General features: G+C 65.3%; 15 protein-coding genes. 12 read left to right on the top strand and 3 right to left on the bottom strand.

What is annotated here, in order from left to right; translation table 11 throughout:
* Positions 1–205 precede the first annotated feature (205 nt).
* From RJ527_01205 to RJ527_01180, 6 genes are all read left to right on the top strand, one after another.
* Entirely contained in the window at positions 206–982 is a 777-nt protein-coding gene (locus RJ527_01205; protein ID WND76373.1) for an SH3 domain-containing protein, read from the top strand.
* A 399-nt stretch (positions 983–1,381) separates the two neighbouring features.
* Entirely contained in the window at positions 1,382–2,134 is a 753-nt protein-coding gene (locus RJ527_01200) for a TorF family putative porin (protein ID WND76372.1), read from the top strand.
* A 252-nt stretch (positions 2,135–2,386) separates the two neighbouring features.
* Positions 2,387–2,674 carry an Asp-tRNA(Asn)/Glu-tRNA(Gln) amidotransferase subunit GatC gene (gene gatC / locus RJ527_01195; GenBank protein ID WND76371.1) on the top strand — a complete coding sequence of 96 codons (288 nt, stop codon included), beginning with the start codon at positions 2,387–2,389 and terminating at the stop codon, positions 2,672–2,674.
* On the top strand, positions 2,674–4,155 hold the full coding sequence (gene gatA / locus RJ527_01190; protein ID WND76370.1) for an Asp-tRNA(Asn)/Glu-tRNA(Gln) amidotransferase subunit GatA: 1,482 nt from the start codon (positions 2,674–2,676) through the stop codon (positions 4,153–4,155). Before gatC ends, gatA begins: the two co-directional genes overlap by 1 nt.
* Positions 4,155–5,612 carry an Asp-tRNA(Asn)/Glu-tRNA(Gln) amidotransferase subunit GatB gene (gene gatB / locus RJ527_01185; GenBank protein WND76369.1) on the top strand — a complete coding sequence of 486 codons (1,458 nt, stop codon included), beginning with the start codon at positions 4,155–4,157 and terminating at the stop codon, positions 5,610–5,612. Before gatA ends, gatB begins: the two co-directional genes overlap by 1 nt.
* 5 nt (positions 5,613–5,617) lie before the next feature.
* A complete protein-coding gene (locus RJ527_01180) occupies positions 5,618–6,127 on the top strand; it encodes a GNAT family N-acetyltransferase (GenBank protein WND76368.1) in 510 nt (169 codons plus the stop codon).
* A gap of 24 nt (positions 6,128–6,151) precedes the next feature.
* Here the strand turns inward: RJ527_01180 and RJ527_01175 are convergent, their stop codons facing one another.
* Positions 6,152–8,053 carry an ABC transporter substrate-binding protein gene (locus tag RJ527_01175; GenBank protein ID WND76367.1) on the bottom strand — a complete coding sequence of 634 codons (1,902 nt, stop codon included), beginning with the start codon at positions 8,051–8,053 and terminating at the stop codon, positions 6,152–6,154.
* A gap of 163 nt (positions 8,054–8,216) precedes the next feature.
* Between RJ527_01175 and RJ527_01170 the strand changes: the two genes are divergently transcribed.
* Genes RJ527_01170 through RJ527_01145 form a run of 6 tightly spaced genes read left to right on the top strand, consistent with a single transcriptional unit; the run spans position 8,217 to position 13,388 of the window.
* Positions 8,217–8,588 carry a cereblon family protein gene (locus tag RJ527_01170; protein WND76366.1) on the top strand — a complete coding sequence of 124 codons (372 nt, stop codon included), beginning with the start codon at positions 8,217–8,219 and terminating at the stop codon, positions 8,586–8,588.
* A 9-nt stretch (positions 8,589–8,597) separates the two neighbouring features.
* Entirely contained in the window at positions 8,598–8,879 is a 282-nt protein-coding gene (locus RJ527_01165) for a SelT/SelW/SelH family protein (GenBank protein ID WND76365.1), read from the top strand.
* Positions 8,880–8,924: 45 nt separating this feature from the next.
* Positions 8,925–9,698 (top strand): TIGR01458 family HAD-type hydrolase, encoded by a 774-nt coding sequence (locus RJ527_01160; protein WND76364.1) that lies wholly within the window; start codon positions 8,925–8,927, stop codon positions 9,696–9,698.
* 57 nt (positions 9,699–9,755) lie between these two features.
* Positions 9,756–11,438, top strand: a complete 1,683-nt coding sequence (locus tag RJ527_01155) for an amidohydrolase family protein (GenBank protein WND76363.1) — start codon at positions 9,756–9,758, stop codon at positions 11,436–11,438.
* Positions 11,439–11,461: 23 nt separating this feature from the next.
* Positions 11,462–12,361: a DUF1932 domain-containing protein gene (locus tag RJ527_01150; GenBank protein WND76362.1), complete on the top strand. Its 900-nt coding sequence runs from the start codon at positions 11,462–11,464 to the stop codon at positions 12,359–12,361.
* A complete protein-coding gene (locus RJ527_01145) occupies positions 12,354–13,388 on the top strand; it encodes an Ldh family oxidoreductase (GenBank protein ID WND76361.1) in 1,035 nt (344 codons plus the stop codon). The genes RJ527_01150 and RJ527_01145 overlap by 8 nt, the downstream gene beginning before the upstream one ends.
* A 17-nt stretch (positions 13,389–13,405) precedes the next feature.
* Here RJ527_01145 and RJ527_01140 read toward each other — a convergent pair whose 3' ends face one another.
* Positions 13,406–14,284: a TauD/TfdA family dioxygenase gene (locus RJ527_01140; GenBank protein WND76360.1), complete on the bottom strand. Its 879-nt coding sequence runs from the start codon at positions 14,282–14,284 to the stop codon at positions 13,406–13,408.
* A gap of 10 nt (positions 14,285–14,294) precedes the next feature.
* Positions 14,295–16,253: a TRAP transporter fused permease subunit gene (locus RJ527_01135; protein WND76359.1), complete on the bottom strand. Its 1,959-nt coding sequence runs from the start codon at positions 16,251–16,253 to the stop codon at positions 14,295–14,297.
* Between the last annotated feature and the right edge of the window lie 41 nt (positions 16,254–16,294).

The raw sequence follows: 16,294 nt of genomic DNA, 5'->3' as shown, positions 1-16,294 counted from the left end.
AAACGCGGCGCGGGAAAAGTTAGGTGGTGCTAACTTGTTGATAGAGGTAACATATATCCCCTTCCAAGGGGCATAACTTTACTTCGGCGCGGGGGGTCCGCGGGCTGATTAGGGCGGTTCGGCGATGTATGGGGCATTGCATTTAGTCACTCCAATCCTGTGGCGCGGGATCGGCGCGCCGTCTGCCGGGCGTCGTGCCTTTTGTTTGTGCGTCGCCGGGGGGCTGGCGGTTTTCGCCGCCTTCGGGGCCGCGGCCCAGGACAAGCCGGAAAAGACCTTTCTGGGGCAAGCCGTGACGCCGCTCGCGGGTACCTATGTGGTGACCAAGGATTTGAACGTGCGTGGCGAACCCGACACCAACGGCACGAAGGTCGGCAGTTTCCGTGAAGGCGACCGTGTGAAGGTGGTCGGCAAGGCCAAGGGGAGCTGGTTGGCGGTGCGCGCGGACGGCAAGGATTTGGGCTTCGTTTACAGTCCGGTGTTGATGCCTTTGATCGATGCCGTGATCGACGAGCCGATCACGGGCAAGGCGGCGATCACCGGGGGAACCTGTGCCTATCGCGCGGTGTTCGAAGGCGAAAGCCCCATCGAGGGCCAGATGTTCAATTCCGTCGATTACCGCGCGATGCTCGAATGCCGCCGCGACGGAAAGTCCTTTGCGTTCGAGATGCCGCTGTTCGTCACCGAAGGCCCGTACAACGGCGGTGTCAAATCGATCCACCAGATCGGCATGGATGTCCTGGAACTGGCGCAAGAGTACGAGCGCGTGTTCTCGACCAATTTTCTATATGACGCGGAAAAGGGCGAAGTGCGCCTCGACACCGTCAGCGTCGACAAGTACCTGACCGCGGACAAGGCGCGGTCAATGCCGGCAAAGACCGTTTCGTCGGCGTTGGCCGCCGCCATCACCCTGGCGGTTCAATCCTGGTCGCCGGCGTTCTGGTCGGACTTCGCCAAGGCGCTGCGGGGGTCCGGCGGATAGCCGCTGCCGGCAGGCGCACATTTCTCAAGCATGCATCTCTCAATTGCGTGACCTTTTTGCATCGGTCGGACGCAAAATCGCCACCTGTCTTGCTGCCTGTCTTATCGCTTGTCAGGGGCGCTGAGGCTGTTTTGTCCGAATTTTCAGCGTTGATCGCAAATTCGAGCCTAATCGACCGATTTTTGACTCAACAAATGCCTATTATTTATGCAATTATATTTTGATGCGTCATAAATGCGCATTCATCTGTGTTGTTTTTACCACATTCGGTCCAAAATTTTCATGTAAGTAATTGAATTGTAACAATAAAATAATTTGTACGCATCTGGCATCCAATTTGCTACCACCAAACGCAGTGGGGTGTACGCCTCGGGTAAACTGTGAAAAAGGATCAAGAAAATGGCATCTGTGGTGCGGCTTTTGAGTGCCCTCGGATTTGTGGCGGTGGTGGGTGCGTCCCTCCCGGCGCAGGCCGAAGATATGAAATTCCCCGGTACCTTCTCGGCTAACGCCGGCCTCGTGACCGAATACCGTTTCCGCGGTCTGGATCAATCGTCCCAAAAACCCGCCATTCAGGGCGGCATCGATTGGTCGATGGACACGGGCATCGCCGACACGGCCGTCTATCTCGGCACGTGGGGTTCCAACGTCGACTTCGGCGACAGCGACAAGGCCAGCGCCGAAATCGATTACTATGGTGGCATTTCCGGCTCCGCCGCGGGTATCGGCTGGGACGTCGGCTTCATCTACTACTCCTATCCGGGTGCGTCCGATAACGTGAACTACGACCTGTGGGAAGTTGCCCTGGGTCTCAGCTACGACATCATGGACGGCCTGTCGGTCGGCGGTAATTACGCCTATTCGCCGGACTTCTTCGGCGGCAGCGGCACGGGTCACTGGTTCACCGCCAACGTGTCCTACGCGGTGCCGATCAAGGTGCTTGCCGGGATCACGCTGGACGCGTCCATCGGCCGTCAGTTGATCGAAAAGAACGCCACCTTCGCGCAGCCCGACTACACCACCTGGTCGATCGGCGCGTCGCTGGGCCTCACGGAGAACGTCTCCATCGGGGTGCAGTACATCGACACCTCGATCAGCAACAGCCGTCTGGCTGACGACGTCGTCATCGGTTCGTTGACCGCGTCCTTCTAAGGACGGGTTGATCGTCTGAAATCGGCCGACGCGGGGTTTCGCCCCGCCGTCCAGGCCGGTTGAGAAAAGGCCGCAAGCCCCCCCTGTCGGATTTTTGTCCGGCAGGGGGACTTGCGTCTTTTTTTGCCTGCACGCCTTCGGACGCGGCGCGGCGGCGCTTGCCGCCCGGGGATGTCGATGGTAATTTCCGCGCCCGCAGCCGGGCCCTCGAGATGCCCTGCACACCGACCGCCCTTTAAGTCTGGATCCGCCATGTCTCTAGATAAAAACGACGTCCGCCGGGTCGCCTTTCTGGCCCGGATCAAGGTCGACGAGGCCGACCTGGAACCCGTCGCCCAGGACCTGAACAACATCATCGGTTGGGTCGAGCAACTGGCCGAGGTCGATACGGACGGGGTCGAGCCCATGACCGGCGCCGCCGGCATGGTCATGACGCGGCGCGACGACGTGGTGACCGACGGGGGCGATCCGGAAAAGGTCTTAAGCAACGCGCCGGACCGGGTGGGCGATTTCTATACCGTGCCCAAGGTGGTCGAATAATGCCCAAACTTAACGAACTGACCATCGCCCAGGCCGCGGACGGCCTGGACAAGGGCGAATTTTCCGCCGTCGATCTGGCCGAGGCCTCGCTGGCCGCGGCCGAGGCGGCGAAGGACCTCAACGCCTTCATCACCCTGACGCCCGAGGTCGCGCGGGACCGCGCGGCGGCATCGGACGCGCGGCGCGCCAAGAGCGGGGCGCTGGGGCCGCTCGACGGCGTGCCCGTCGCGGTCAAGGATCTGTTCTGCACCGAAGGGGTGCCGACCACGGCGGCGTCGCACATCCTGGACGGCTTCGTGCCGACCTATGAATCGACCGTCGGCCGCAACCTGATCGACGCCGGTGCGGTGATGATCGGCAAAACCAACCTGGACGAATTCGCCATGGGTTCGTCCAACATGACCAGCTACTACGGCCCGGTGAAGAATCCGTGGTGCGGCCCGGGCGGCGAAGACCTGGTGCCCGGCGGCTCGTCCGGCGGCTCGGCCACTGCCGTGGCGGCGCGCATCTGCCCCGCCGCCCTCGGCACGGACACCGGCGGCTCGATCCGCCAGCCGGCATCCCTTTGCGGCATCGTGGGCATGAAGCCGACCTATGGGCGCTGCTCGCGCTGGGGCATCGTCGCCTTCGCCTCGTCCCTCGATCAGGCCGGCCCCTTTGCCCGCACGGTGGAGGACACGGCCATCCTGCTGGGTGCCATGGCGGGCCACGACGCGAAGGATTCGACCTCGGCCCCGCGTGACGTGCCCGATTTCCGGGCGGCGCTGACCGGCGGCGTCAAGGGCCTGAAGGTCGGGATTCCCCGCGAATACACCATGGACGGCATGCCGGCGGAAATTCAGGCCCTGTGGGACCAGGGGGCCGCGTGGCTCAAGGCCCAGGGGGCGGAGATCAAGGAGGTCTCGCTGCCTCACACCAAATACGCCCTGCCGGCCTATTACATCGTCGCCCCGGCGGAAGCGTCCAGCAACCTGGCGCGCTATGACGGCGTGCGCTACGGCCTGCGCGTCGACGGCGACACGCTTGACGACATGTACGCCAACACCCGCGGCGAGGGCTTCGGCGCGGAAGTCCGCCGCCGCGTGATGATCGGCACCTATGTGCTGTCGGCGGGCTATTACGACGCCTACTACGTGAAGGCGCAGAAGGTCCGCACCCGCATCCTGGAGGACTTCACGAAGGCGTTTGAAGACGTCGACGTGCTGCTGACCCCGACGGCGCCCAACGCGGCCTTCCCGATCGGCGCCAAGATGGACGATCCCATCGCCATGTACCTGAACGACGTGTTCACCGTGCCCGCCAACCTGGCCGGCCTGCCCGGCATCAGCGTGCCCGCGGGGTTGGACAAGGACGGCCTGCCGCTCGGCCTGCAACTGGTTGGACGGCCCTTCGACGAGGAAACGGTGCTACGCGCGGCAAAAGCCATCGAGGATGCCGCTGTGTTCGACGCCTTGCCGAAGTTCCTGGGAGGGCAGGTCTGATGAGCTACATCATTCAGGGCGACACCGGCGACTGGGAAGTCGTCATCGGGCTTGAGGTCCATGCCCAGGTCTCGTCCCAGGCCAAGCTGTTCTCCGGCTCGCCCACGGCCTTCGGGGCCGGGCCCAATTCCCAGGTTTCGCTGATCGACGCGGCCATGCCCGGCATGCTGCCGGTCATCAACGGCTATTGTATCGAACAGGCGGTCAAGACCGGCCTGGGCCTGAACGCCAAGATCAACAAGACCAGCGTGTTCGAACGCAAGAACTACTTCTACGCCGACCTGCCCCAGGGCTATCAGATTTCCCAGTACCTGCATCCCGTGGTGGGCGAGGGCATCGTCACCGTGGATCTGGCCGACGGCACGACCCGCGACATCGGGATCGAGCGCCTGCACATGGAACAGGACGCCGGCAAGTCCATGCACGACCAGGACCCCAAGCGCTCGTTCATCGACCTCAACCGGGCCGGTGTCTGCCTGATGGAGATCGTGACCAAGCCGGACATCCGCTCGCCGGAAGAGGCGGGGGCTTTCGTGCGCAAGCTGCGCTCCATCCTGCGCTATCTGGGCACCTGCGACGGCAACATGGAGCAAGGCTCCATGCGCGCCGACGTCAACGTGTCCGTGCGCAAGGTGGGTGAGGAAGGGTATCGCACCCGGGCCGAGATCAAGAACGTGAACAGCGTGCGCTTCATCATGCAGGCCATCGAGATCGAAGCCGAACGCCAGGTCGACATCCATGAAAGCGGCGGCGAGATCGTCCAGGAAACCCGCCTGATGGACCCGGTGAAGGGCGAAACCCGCCCCATGCGGGCCAAGGAATTCGCCCACGATTACCGCTATTTCCCGGACCCGGACCTGCTGCCGCTGGAATTGACGGACGAGTTCATCGAGGGCCTGCGCAAGACCCTGCCCGAACTGCCCGACGCCAAGAAGCAGCGCTTCATGGATGACATGGGCCTGTCGGCCAAGGATGCGTCGGCCCTGGTCGCCGACCGGGAAAGTGCGGAGTATTTCGAGGCCGTGGCCGCCGCAAGCGATCCGAAAAAGGCCGCCAACTGGGTAACGAACGATCTGTTCGGGGCGCTCAACAAGGCCGGTCTTACGATCGCCGACAGCCCCATTTCGGCGGCCCATCTGAGCAAGCTGCTCAGCCTCATGGACGACGGCACCATTTCCGGCAAGATCGCCAAGGACGTGTTCGAGATCATGTGGGAAACCTCGGGCGATCCGGAAAAGATCGTCGAGGACAAGGGCCTCAAGCAGATCACCGACACCGGCGCCATCGAGGCCGCCGTGGACGCCGCCATCGCCGCCAACCCGGAACAGGCCGATGAAATCCGCCAGGGCAACGACAAGGCCATCGGCTGGTTCGTCGGCCAGATCATGAAGGCGACCCAGGGCAAGGCCAACCCCCAGCAGGTCAACCAGCTGCTGCGCGAGAAGCTGAAGGGTTGACGGCGGTGCTTATCCGACCTTTCACCCCGGCCGACCACGCCCGGGTCCGCGACATTTTCATCAACTGGAACCGTCACATCACCCAGCCGGGGATGGAGGACCTGTTCGAGTCCTATATCCAGCTTGCCCTGGACGAAGAGATCAACCGCATCCCCGAATACTACGGGCGGCCCGGCTTCGGCTTCTGGGTGGCGGAGATCGACGGCGTCGTCGCCGGCATGGTCGGTCTGGAGCGTCTGGACAACAACGAGGTCGAGGTTCGGCGCATGTACGTCGCCGCCGACTTCCGCCGCCGGGGCATCGGCCGCAAACTGCTGGCCTATGCCGAGGACCGGGCCCGCGATCTGGGCTATACGCGCATCGTGCTTTCGACCTCGGCCCTGCAGCCTCAGGCCAAGGCTCTCTACGAAGTTTCCGGTTACGACCTGGAGCGCGAGGAGGCGTCCACCGTGCAGACCAAGCGCACGGTCGGCTCCGGCCTGACGCGCTATTACTTCGCCAAGCCGCTGGTCTGAATTCCCGCGATTTGAAATAGCCCCCTAGTCGGCGGCGTCGCTTGCGGCAACATCCGCCACGGCCAGGGTCACCGTGAACACGGTGCCGCCGCCGGGGTTTGCTTCGATGTTCAGGCGGCCGTCGTTGACCTGCACCAACTGGCGGCACAGGGCCAGGCCCACGCCGGTGCCGATCTCGCCCTTGGAACCCGTCGCCAGATCGGCGCTGGCGCCCGACAGCACGCGGTTGACCAGATCCTGGTCCATGCCGATGCCGGTGTCGGCGATCACCACCTTCGCATCCGTGCCGTCGCGGCAGACGCGGACCGAGACCTCGCCGCCCTTGGGCGTGAACTTGAGCGCGTTGTTCACCAGGTTGCGGATCACCGTCGACATCTGGTGGCGGTCGAGTTGGACCTTGATCGGCGGCCCCGCCTCGACCCTTAACGTGACGCCGCGCAGGGTCGCGTCTGAGGAATAGACGCCCGCCGTCTGCCGGGCCAGGGCGCCGAGGTCCGTGACCTCCATATGCGTCTGGCGCTGCCCCGTGCGCACCAGGGCCCATTCCAGCAGGTTTTCCAGAACCTCGGACGCGTTGCGCCCGGCCTCGTACAATTTTTCGCCGTATTCCTGGACCGTCTTGGGATCGAGCTTGCGGCTGGGATCAGCCAGAAGTTGGGCGTAGATCAGCAGTGGGTTGAACAGGTTTCGGATATCATGGCCGATGACGGTCAACAGCACGTCCTTCTGGCTGTTGCTTTCCTCAAGCTCGCCGGTGCGCTGGGCAAGCGCGCCCTGAGCCTGTTCCCGTTCTTCCATTTCCCGGCGCAGGCGCTGGTTGAACGCCGCCAGCCATAATCCGGTCAACAACGCCAGCAGGGCCACAAGCGTGACGCCCAGCAGCGCCTTGGGCATCCAGGCCGGCAGTGTCTTAACGCCGTCCTGCTCATAGATGAACCCATCGAGCGACATGTCTTTGGGCAGCAGGCCCAGCCCGGCGTAATGCTGGGCGATGCGCTCCCACCGGGCCGGGTTGATGAAGCCCACGGGCACGACGTCCGCCAGGATCAGGTTGGCGGATTGCCGTGCCTCGAACAGCAGGTTGTCGCGCGCCTTCCGCTTGCTGTAGGCGTCGCGGATAAGGTCGACGATCTCTTCCTGATGTTTCATGGCGTAGCGCCAGCCGTCGAGCGAGGCGTCGAGAAAGGCCTGGACCATCTTCGGGTCCTTTTTCAGCAGGTCTTCCGTGGTGAACAGGTTGTCACCGTAAAAATCGACGCCGCCGTCGATGGGACGGAACAGGCGGACCGGCCCGACTTCCTTCGCGTACTGGTAGGGCTCGTCCGTGGAATAGATGCTCATGGCGTCGACGCGCCCGGATTTCAGGTCTTCAACGTCGAAGGTGTGGTCGACGAAATTCATCTGGCTGATGTCCAGCCCCTCGGCGGCGAAATAGGCGCTTAGTTCCGTCTCATGCGGGGCGATCATGATCTTGCCGCGGGCAAGCTGGTGGATGTTGTGGATGTCGTTGCGCGCATCAAGCATCAGGGTCAGCGGCGAATGCTGATAGATCACGGCCAGGACGACCACGGGAATGCCGGCGGCCCGCATCATCAAAAGATCGGTGGTGCCGACGCCGAATTCGGCCTTGCCCTCGGCCACGGATTCCATCGGCTTGTCGCCGGGCATGGCGGGCAGGATCGTCACGTCCAGGCCCCGGTCGCGGTAATATCCCTTGGACTTGGCCGCGTAATAGCCGGCGAACTGGAACTGGTGCGCCCACTTCAGTTGCAGGGTGACCTTGGTCAGCTTGCGTGGGGTGTCCTCGGCCGCCCGTGCCGGCGCCGGGCGGCCCAGGCCGACGAGCAGAGCCGCCGCGAACACGACAAGGAGCAGCCAATGCGAGGCCCGCACATTGCCCCTGTTTTCCGCGTCTGCGCCTATCATGATCTGTGTTCGTTGTTGGAGAGGAGGCTCCGGCACGCCGCCTGCAAGAATGGGCCGCGCGCCGCGCCCAGGATGAAAGGAAAGCGGTTCGAATAGGGTGCGAAATTGCGCATAATTTTACAAGGGATACTAAGATGAAATCTGGATTTTTGGGAGAAGGCCCGTGTTCGACGCCGAACGGGATACCGGCACCGCGACGGAGACCGTGGAAAAATCCGATGACGGCCTTTACTGCGCGCGTTGCGGGCATTTGGTGACGCGCCGCCGTTGGGTTTTTGCGCCCGACGGCGGACATGAGCGAATCTGCGCGAATCCGGCGGGCCATCTGTTCACGGTCGTCTGTTTTCTGGAGGCGCCGGGGGCGGTGGACCACGGGCCGCCGACGGAACAATTCACCTGGTTCAAGGGGCATGCCTGGAATTTCGCCCATTGCCGGGGTTGTGCCGATCATCTGGGCTGGCGCTATACAAGCGACCTTGACCCGCCTGTATTCTGGGGCCTTATCAAGGACCGCCTCAGCAGCCTGCCGAAATAGGAGCCGCCGATGTCCAAGCCGCTTATCGCCATCACCTACTGCACGCGCTGCCGCTGGCTGCTGCGGGCAAGCTGGATGGCGCAGGAACTGCTGACCACCTTCGAGGGCGATTTGGCGGGCGTGACCCTGGTGCCCGACGGCCTGGGCGGTCGGTTCATCGTGCGGGTCGGCGATCGGGTCGTCTGGGACCGCAAGCGGGACGGCGGTTTTCCCGAGATCAAGGTTCTGAAGCAGCGGGTCCGCGATGCCGCCGTGCCGGACAAGGACCTGGGCCATTCGGACGGCGACTGACCATGGCCGGTTCCCGCCGGAGTGGAAAAATGGCATAATCGGCCCATGGCAACGGCGCTTGAAGGTATTCTGTTCGACCTTGAAGGCGTCCTCTACCAGGGCGGGACGCCCGTCCCCGGTGCGGCCGAAACCCTGGATTGGGCCCGTGACCGGGGCCTGAAAACCCGATTTCTCACCAACACCACCCTGCGCCCGCGCGCCGCCGTGTGGCGGCGGCTGCGCGACATGGGCCTGCCCGTGGACGCGGAGGATGTCGTCACCCCGGCCATGGCGGCGGTGTCGCTGCTGCGGGCCCGTGGGCTGCGGCGGGTGCATCTGGCGGCGGAACCGACCCTGGCCGAGGATTTCGCCGGCTTCGATCTGGTCGATGCCCGGCCCGACGCCGTCGTCATGGGCGATCTGGATGCAGGCTTCGACCGGGCCCGCCTGTCGGGCCTGACCGGCATGCTGCTCGACGGGGCGGCGCTGATCGCGCTTCACAAGAATCGTTTATCGCGACCTGACGGCGATCTGATCATCGATCTGGGACCCTATGTGGCGGCGCTGGAATATGCCGCCGGGGTGGATGCCGTGGTCATGGGTAAGCCGTCGGGGGATTTCTTCGCCCGCGTGTTGGCCGACATGAGCATCCCCGCCGCCGCCGCCGTGATGATCGGCGACGATGTGGAATCGGACATCGCGGGCGCCCAGACGGCGGGCCTGCGCGCGGTGCAGGTCATGACCGGCAAGTACGACCCCCGCACGGCGGGCCGCGCCGCGCCCGATGCCCTGATCGCCAGCGTCGCCGACCTGCCCGATGCCATCGCTGCTTGGACCTAGGGGGCGATTGTTGCTACCGTCCGCGCCGTTAACAAGAAACCATGAAGGAGACGATCCATGGACCTGGTGATCCGGGGTGCCGATATCTATGACGGCCGGGGCGGCGCCCCGTACAAGGGCGACATCGGCGTGATGGACGGGCGCATCGCCGCCGTCGGCACGGTCGGCGTAAAAGGTGCTGAGGAAATTGACGCCTCGGGTCTGGCCCTGATGCCGGGGATCATCGACAGCCATACCCATTTCGACGCGCAGATCACCTGGGACCCCTGGTGCACGCCGTCGCCGGCCTTGGGCGTGACCAGCGTGCTGATCGGCAACTGCGGGTTCACCATCGCGCCCTGCAAGGCGCCCGACCGCGACCTGATCATGAAGAACCTGGTGCAGGTCGAGGGCATGTCGCTGGACGTGCTGCGGTCGGGCATCGCCTGGGATTTCGAGACCTTCCCCGAATATCTGGACATGCTGGAAGCCCGCGGCTCGGCCCTCAACGTCGCGGCCTTTTTGGGCCATTCGTCGCTGCGCACCTACGTCATGGGCGACGCGGCGACCGAGCGCGCGGCCAACGACGACGAGATCGCCGAGATGGCCCGCCTGGTGCGCGCCGCGATGGCGGCCGGGGCCGTCGGCTTCGCGACCTCGACGGCGCCGCAGCACAACGGCTGGGGCGGCGTGCCGATGCCGTCGCGTTTGGCCGACACCCGCGAGCTGGAAACCCTGGTCACCGCCATGGGCGAAGGCGGGCAGGGCGTGTTCATGCTGACCAAGGGCAACACCACAGACGTGCCGTACCTGGAAACCATCGCCGCCAAATCGGGGCGGCCGGTGATGATCGCGGCTCTGTTGCACAACCCGACCAACCCGGAAGGCACCTTCAAGGACCTGGCCGCCGTCGCCGCCGCGCGGGCCAACGGGCGGGAGTTGTGGGGGCAGGTGTCGTGCTGCCCGCTGTACATGGATTTCTCACTGAAATCCGCCTATCCCCTGGAAGGGCTCGCGGCCTGGAAACCGGCCATGGAGGCCTCGGGCGAGGCGCTCAAGGCCGTTTATGCCTCCGACGCCTTCCGTCAGGCGGTGAAGGACGAACTGGAGGGCGAGGCCGGCGTGCGCCTGTTCAACGGCGAATGGCACAAGATCGAGGTCACGGAGACGGCGCGGCCGGAAAACCGGGCCTATGACCAGAAGAAGGTCGCGGACCTGGCCGCCGCCGCCGGCAAACATCCGCTCGACTGGATGCTCGACCTCGCGATCTCGGAAGACCTGGAAACCCTGTTCATGGCCGAATTGCTGAACACGGACGAGGACGCCGTGGGCCGCATGATGGCCGACCCCAACGCCTCGGTCGCCCTGTCCGACGCCGGGGCGCATCTGACCTTCTTCTGCGACGCCGGGTTCGGCCTGCACCTGATGGGGCATTGGAGCCGCGACCTGGGCAAGCTGACCCTGGAGCAGGCGACCCACGAGCTGACCGCCAAGCCGGCCGCCATCTACCGCATTCCCGAGCGGGGCGAGATCAAGGAAGGCTTTCACGCGGACCTGTTGCTGTTCGATCCCAAGACCGTGGGCCGCGGGCCGAAGCGCCGCGTCCACGACCTGCCGGGGGGTGCCCCCCGCCTGACCACGGACGCGGTCGGTGTCGAGGGCGTGTGGGTCAACGGCGTGCGCGTGGCGGACGCCAAGGGCCCCGTCGGCGCGGAGGGTGGGGCCTTGCCGGGGCGCGTGCTGCGCGCTTTCGGCAGCTGAGTAAACAGAGAGGACAATAAAAGATGACCGCATCCTGCATCGCCGTCATGGCGCCGGGCGACATGGGCCATGCCGTGGGCAAGGTCCTGGGCGACCACGGCCACGACGTCATCACCTGCCTGGCCGGGCGCAGCGCGCGCACGCGGGGCCTCGCGGCCAAGGGCAATTTCCGCGACGTCCCGGACCTGGAAACCCTGGTCACGCAGGCGGACCTGATCCTGTCCATCCTGCCGCCGGCCAAGGCGCTGGACCAGGCGCGGGACATGGCGGCGGCCATGCAAGCGGCGGGCACGACGGCGGTCTATGTGGACTGCAACGCCGTGTCGCCGGCGACGGCGGCGGACACGGCGGGGATTCTGGCCGACGTGGGCGCCCCCTTCATCGACTGCGGCATCATCGGCCTGGCCCCGGCGCCGGGCCGCTCGACCAAGTTCTACGTCTCCGGCCCGGACACGGCGCCGATGACGGCCTTGGACGGGCAGGGCATCACCGTGATCGACATCGGCGATGCAGTCGGCCGCGCGTCGGGCTTGAAGATGGCCTATGCGGGCCTGACCAAGGGGACCAACGCGCTCCATACCGCCGTGCTTATGCTGGCGCAGCGCCTGGACCTGTTCGACGAGTTGATCGGCGAGTTCGAGGACAGCCAGCAGGCGGTCCTGAAGAACATGCGGGCCCGGGTTCAACGCCTACCCGCAGACGCGGGCCGTTGGGTGCGCGAGATGGAGGAAATCGCCGCGACCTACCGCGCGGCGGACCTGCCCGGCGGGTTCCACGACGCGGCGGCCGACATCTTCCGCATCCTCGACGCGACGCCTTTTGGGGCGGAGACGCGGGAAACCATCGATCCCGACCGCACCATGGAGGCTTCCATCCCCGTCTACGTCGCTCACATCAAATCCCGGGACGCGGCCGATGACTGAGGCCGCATCCCCGAAACACCTGAGCCTGGGTGACGTCCACGACCTTGCCTTCAACTGCCTGAAAGCCAACGGCTGCGACGACGCCAACGCCCAGGCCATCGCCGACAACCTGACGGCGGCGGAACGCGACCGTTCGGAATCCCACGGCCTGTTCCGGCTCCCGGGCTATGTCGCGTCCTTGCAGAGCGGCAAGGCCGACGGCAAGGCTCAGCCGCGCATCGAGGATGCGGCCCCCGGCGTGGTCCGGGTCGACGCCCTGGGCGGCTTCGCGCCCCTGGCGCTGGCGGTCGGGCGCAAGCCCTTGGTCGCCAAGGCGCGCAGCCAGGGCATCGCCGCCCTGGCCCTGGTCGGGGTGCACCATTTCGCGGCGCTGTGGCCCGAGGTCGAGGCCCTGGCCCTCGACGGTCTGGTCGCCTTCGCCTGTACCTCGACCCTGCCGTTCGCCGCCCCCGCAGGGGGGGCGAAGCCCCTGTTCGGCACCGATCCCGTGGCCTTCGCCTGGCCACGCAAGGACGGCCCGCCGGTGGTGTTCGACATGGCGACCACGGCCATGGCGCGGGGCGAGGTGATGATCGCGGCCCGCGAAGGGCATGACGTGCCCTTGGGTGTCGGCCTGGACGGCGACGGCCAGCCGACCCGCGACCCCAAGGCGATCCTGGACGGGGGTGTGATGCTGCCGTTCGGCGGCTACAAGGGATCGGCCATTTCCATGATGGTGGAATTGCTGGCCGGGGCGCTACTCGGCGAGGTGTTTTCGTTCCAGGCGGGCGAAGCCGACAACCGCGACGGCGGCCCGACCCGGGGCGGCGAATTCATCCTGGCGATCGATCCGGCGCGCATGTCGGGTGGCGCCGACTGGCTGGGCCAGGGCGAGGCGCTGTTCCGCAAGATGCTGGAAACGGGGGCCGCCCCCGGCCAGGTGCGCCTGCCCGGCGACCGGCGCTACGCCAACCGCGACAAAACGCCCCGGGACGGCGTGGCCATCCCGGGGGCGCTTTACGACAAGATCGTTGAACTGACCGGCTAGCCCGTCAGTAGGGCCCGTCAGTAGGGGCGGTCGCCGTTCACCGTCACGCGGTGCATTTCCCGGCGATAGCCGTGGTAATCGTTGAGCGCGTAGTGGTGGGTGCAACGGTTGTCCCAGAACGCGATGGAGCCGACCTGCCAGCGGAACCGGCAGGTGAATTCCGGGCGCTTGATGTGGGCCAGCAGGTAATCGAGGATCGGGCGGCTTTCCGCGGCGCTCATGCCGTCGAAGCGGACCGTGAAGGGCTCGTTGACATACAGGCACTTGCGGCCCGTTTCCGGATGGGTGCGGACCACGGGATGGATCGTTTCCTTGGCTTCCAGCTGTCCGCCGCGCAGCTTGGTCGAACGCGTCGCGTTGCGTTCCGAATTGACCTGGGTCAGGAAGGCGTCGCTGTGCACGGCGTTCATGGAGGACAGCATGCGGCGCATGCCGTCGGTCAGCATCTCATAGGCCAGGTACAGGTTGGCGAACAGGGTGTCGCCGCCGAACGGCGGGATCTCGCGGGCGTAGAGGATCGATCCCATGGGCGGTTCGGGCAGGAAGGTCGCGTCCGAATGCCAGGTGTCGCCGATGTTGTTGAGGGCGTCCGCTTCCTTGACCACCTGGAGGATTTCCGGATGGCCGGGCAGGGGCTCGTACACCGGGTGGATGTTCAGGGTGCCGAAGCGCAGGCCGAAGGCCTTCTGCTGGTCCGGGGTCAGGTCCTGGCCGCGGAAGAAAATGACGAGGTATTCGTTCAACGCCTTGCGGATTTCCGCCAGGACGTCGTTCGAGACATCCGCCGACAGATCGACGCCGTCGATCTCGGCGCCCAAGGCACCGCAGATGGGCGTGACGCCGATGTGCCGATATCCTTCGGGAACTTTCGACAACGTGGGCACGGGGTTAAGCATTTCTGGTCTCCTAGAGTTTTTTCGGTTGCGTCCGTCTGGACAGGATCCAACGGGTTCCCAAGTGGCAAATGACGATGGCGATGCCGAGCAGGTCCAACCCGTGACCGGGTTCGACAAGGCAATAGGCGGCGATGAGATAGAGGGCTCTCTCCACGATGGTGCGGGCCGGATAGCCGCTGATCGCGACGCCGAACAGCACCGCGCCGGCGATGGCGGTGAGGATCGACAGCACGATGGCATGCCAGGGGAAGTCGCTGCCGATGATCAGCAGATCCGGGTTGAACACGAACACGAAGGGAATCACGAAGGCCAGGGCCGCATAACGGATGGCCGCGAGGCCCGTGCCGGTGACCGACCCTTCGGCCAGGGCGGCCGCGCCGAAACTCGCGACCATGACCGGTGGCGTGATCAGCGACAGCACGGCGAAGTACAGGATGAACATGTGGGCGGCCAGCACGGGCACGCCGAGTTCGATCAGCACCGGCCCGCCGATCGCAATCGTGATGATATAGGCGGCGACCGTGGGCATGCCCATGCCGAGCACGACACAGGTCAGCATGACGAAAATCAGGGCCAACAGGATTTGGCCGTTGGTGATGTTGATCAGTTCGCTGGACAGGCGCAACCCGAACCCGGTCATGTTGAGGACGCCGACGACGATGCCGGCGGCGGCGCAGGCGATCGTCGCGACCACGGTGGTCTTGGCCGCCGTGTGCAGGCAGCCGAGAATTTCCGGCAGGGACAGCCGCGTTTCCGCCCGCAGGCTGGACACCACGATGGCCGTGGCGATGCCGACCAGGGCAGACATCATGGGCGAATACCCGGTGACCAGGGCGACGACCAGGGTGACGATGGGCAGCACCATATGGGCAAGCTGCATGATCTCGCCCCGCTTGGGCATCATCTCTTCCGGCACGCCCTGCATGTTGTCGCGCCGCGCCGTCAGGTCGATGGCGACGAACAGCGAGATGTAGAACAACAGCGCGGGCACGGCGGCGGCGACGATGATGTCGGCATAGGGAATGCCCGTGATGTCCGACATCACGAAGGCGACGGCGCCCATGATCGGCGGGGTCAGCTGGCCGCCAGAGGACGCGGCGGCCTCGATGCCGCCGGCGTCTTCCTTGCGGAAACCGATGCGCTTCATCAGTGGGATGGTCACGGCCCCGGTCGCCATGACGTTGGCCAGGGCGCTGCCCGAAATGGTGCCGAACGACGCGCTGGTGACCACGGCGACCTTGGCCGGGCCGCCCGGGGAATTGCCGGTCATCTTCAGGCCGACACGCTGAATCAGCAGGCCGGTCTTACATTTTTCGATATAGGCGCCGAAGATGATGAACAGGAACACATAGGTCGCCATGGCCGCCACGGGGCTGCCGAAGATGCCGAAGGTGGTCATGTACAGGCCCTGGAACACCTCGGGCGTGGGGATCGGCCGGTGGCGGAAGATGGAAAAGCTGTCCCCGCCCCAGATGCCGTAGGCCAGGATGACGAGGATCAAAAGCGCGATGGGCAGACCGATGCAGCGCCGCGCCAGTTCAACCACCAGGGCGACGAGAGCGACGGCGGCGACCGTGTCCGGCATCGTCGCTTCCGAATAGGCGAAGCGTTCTTCCAGGCCCGTCGGGTCGAGGAGGATATGGGCCAGGGACAGCACCAGGGCGACACCCAAGGCCAGATCGACCACCCAGGTCCAGTCGGGCCGGGAGAAATCCCGTTTGCCGCCGCGAATGTGGAACGAGAGCAGGCCGACCAGGCTGATCAACAGCAGGTGCAGCGGGCGCAGGACGAAGGTGTCGTAGGCCCCGACGATGGGGACATACAGATGATACAGGCTGGCGAAGGTGCCGATCGCCACGGTCAGGACCGCGGGAATCTGCCACCACTTGCGGCCGGCGCCGGCCAGGAACTGGCGCGCGGCGGCGAATTCGGTGACCGGGGAATGTGACGGGGATGTGTGTTCTTGCATCGGTTTTCGCATTTTCCTAACGCCCGCCTCCGCCCGTCATG

It is taken from the genome of Thalassospiraceae bacterium LMO-SO8, assembly GCA_031655335.1.
Taxonomy (GTDB): domain Bacteria; phylum Pseudomonadota; class Alphaproteobacteria; order Rhodospirillales; family Casp-alpha2; genus UBA1479.
The sequence above is the reverse complement of the archived record's forward strand: the minus strand, read 5'-3'. Positions and strand labels throughout refer to the sequence as shown.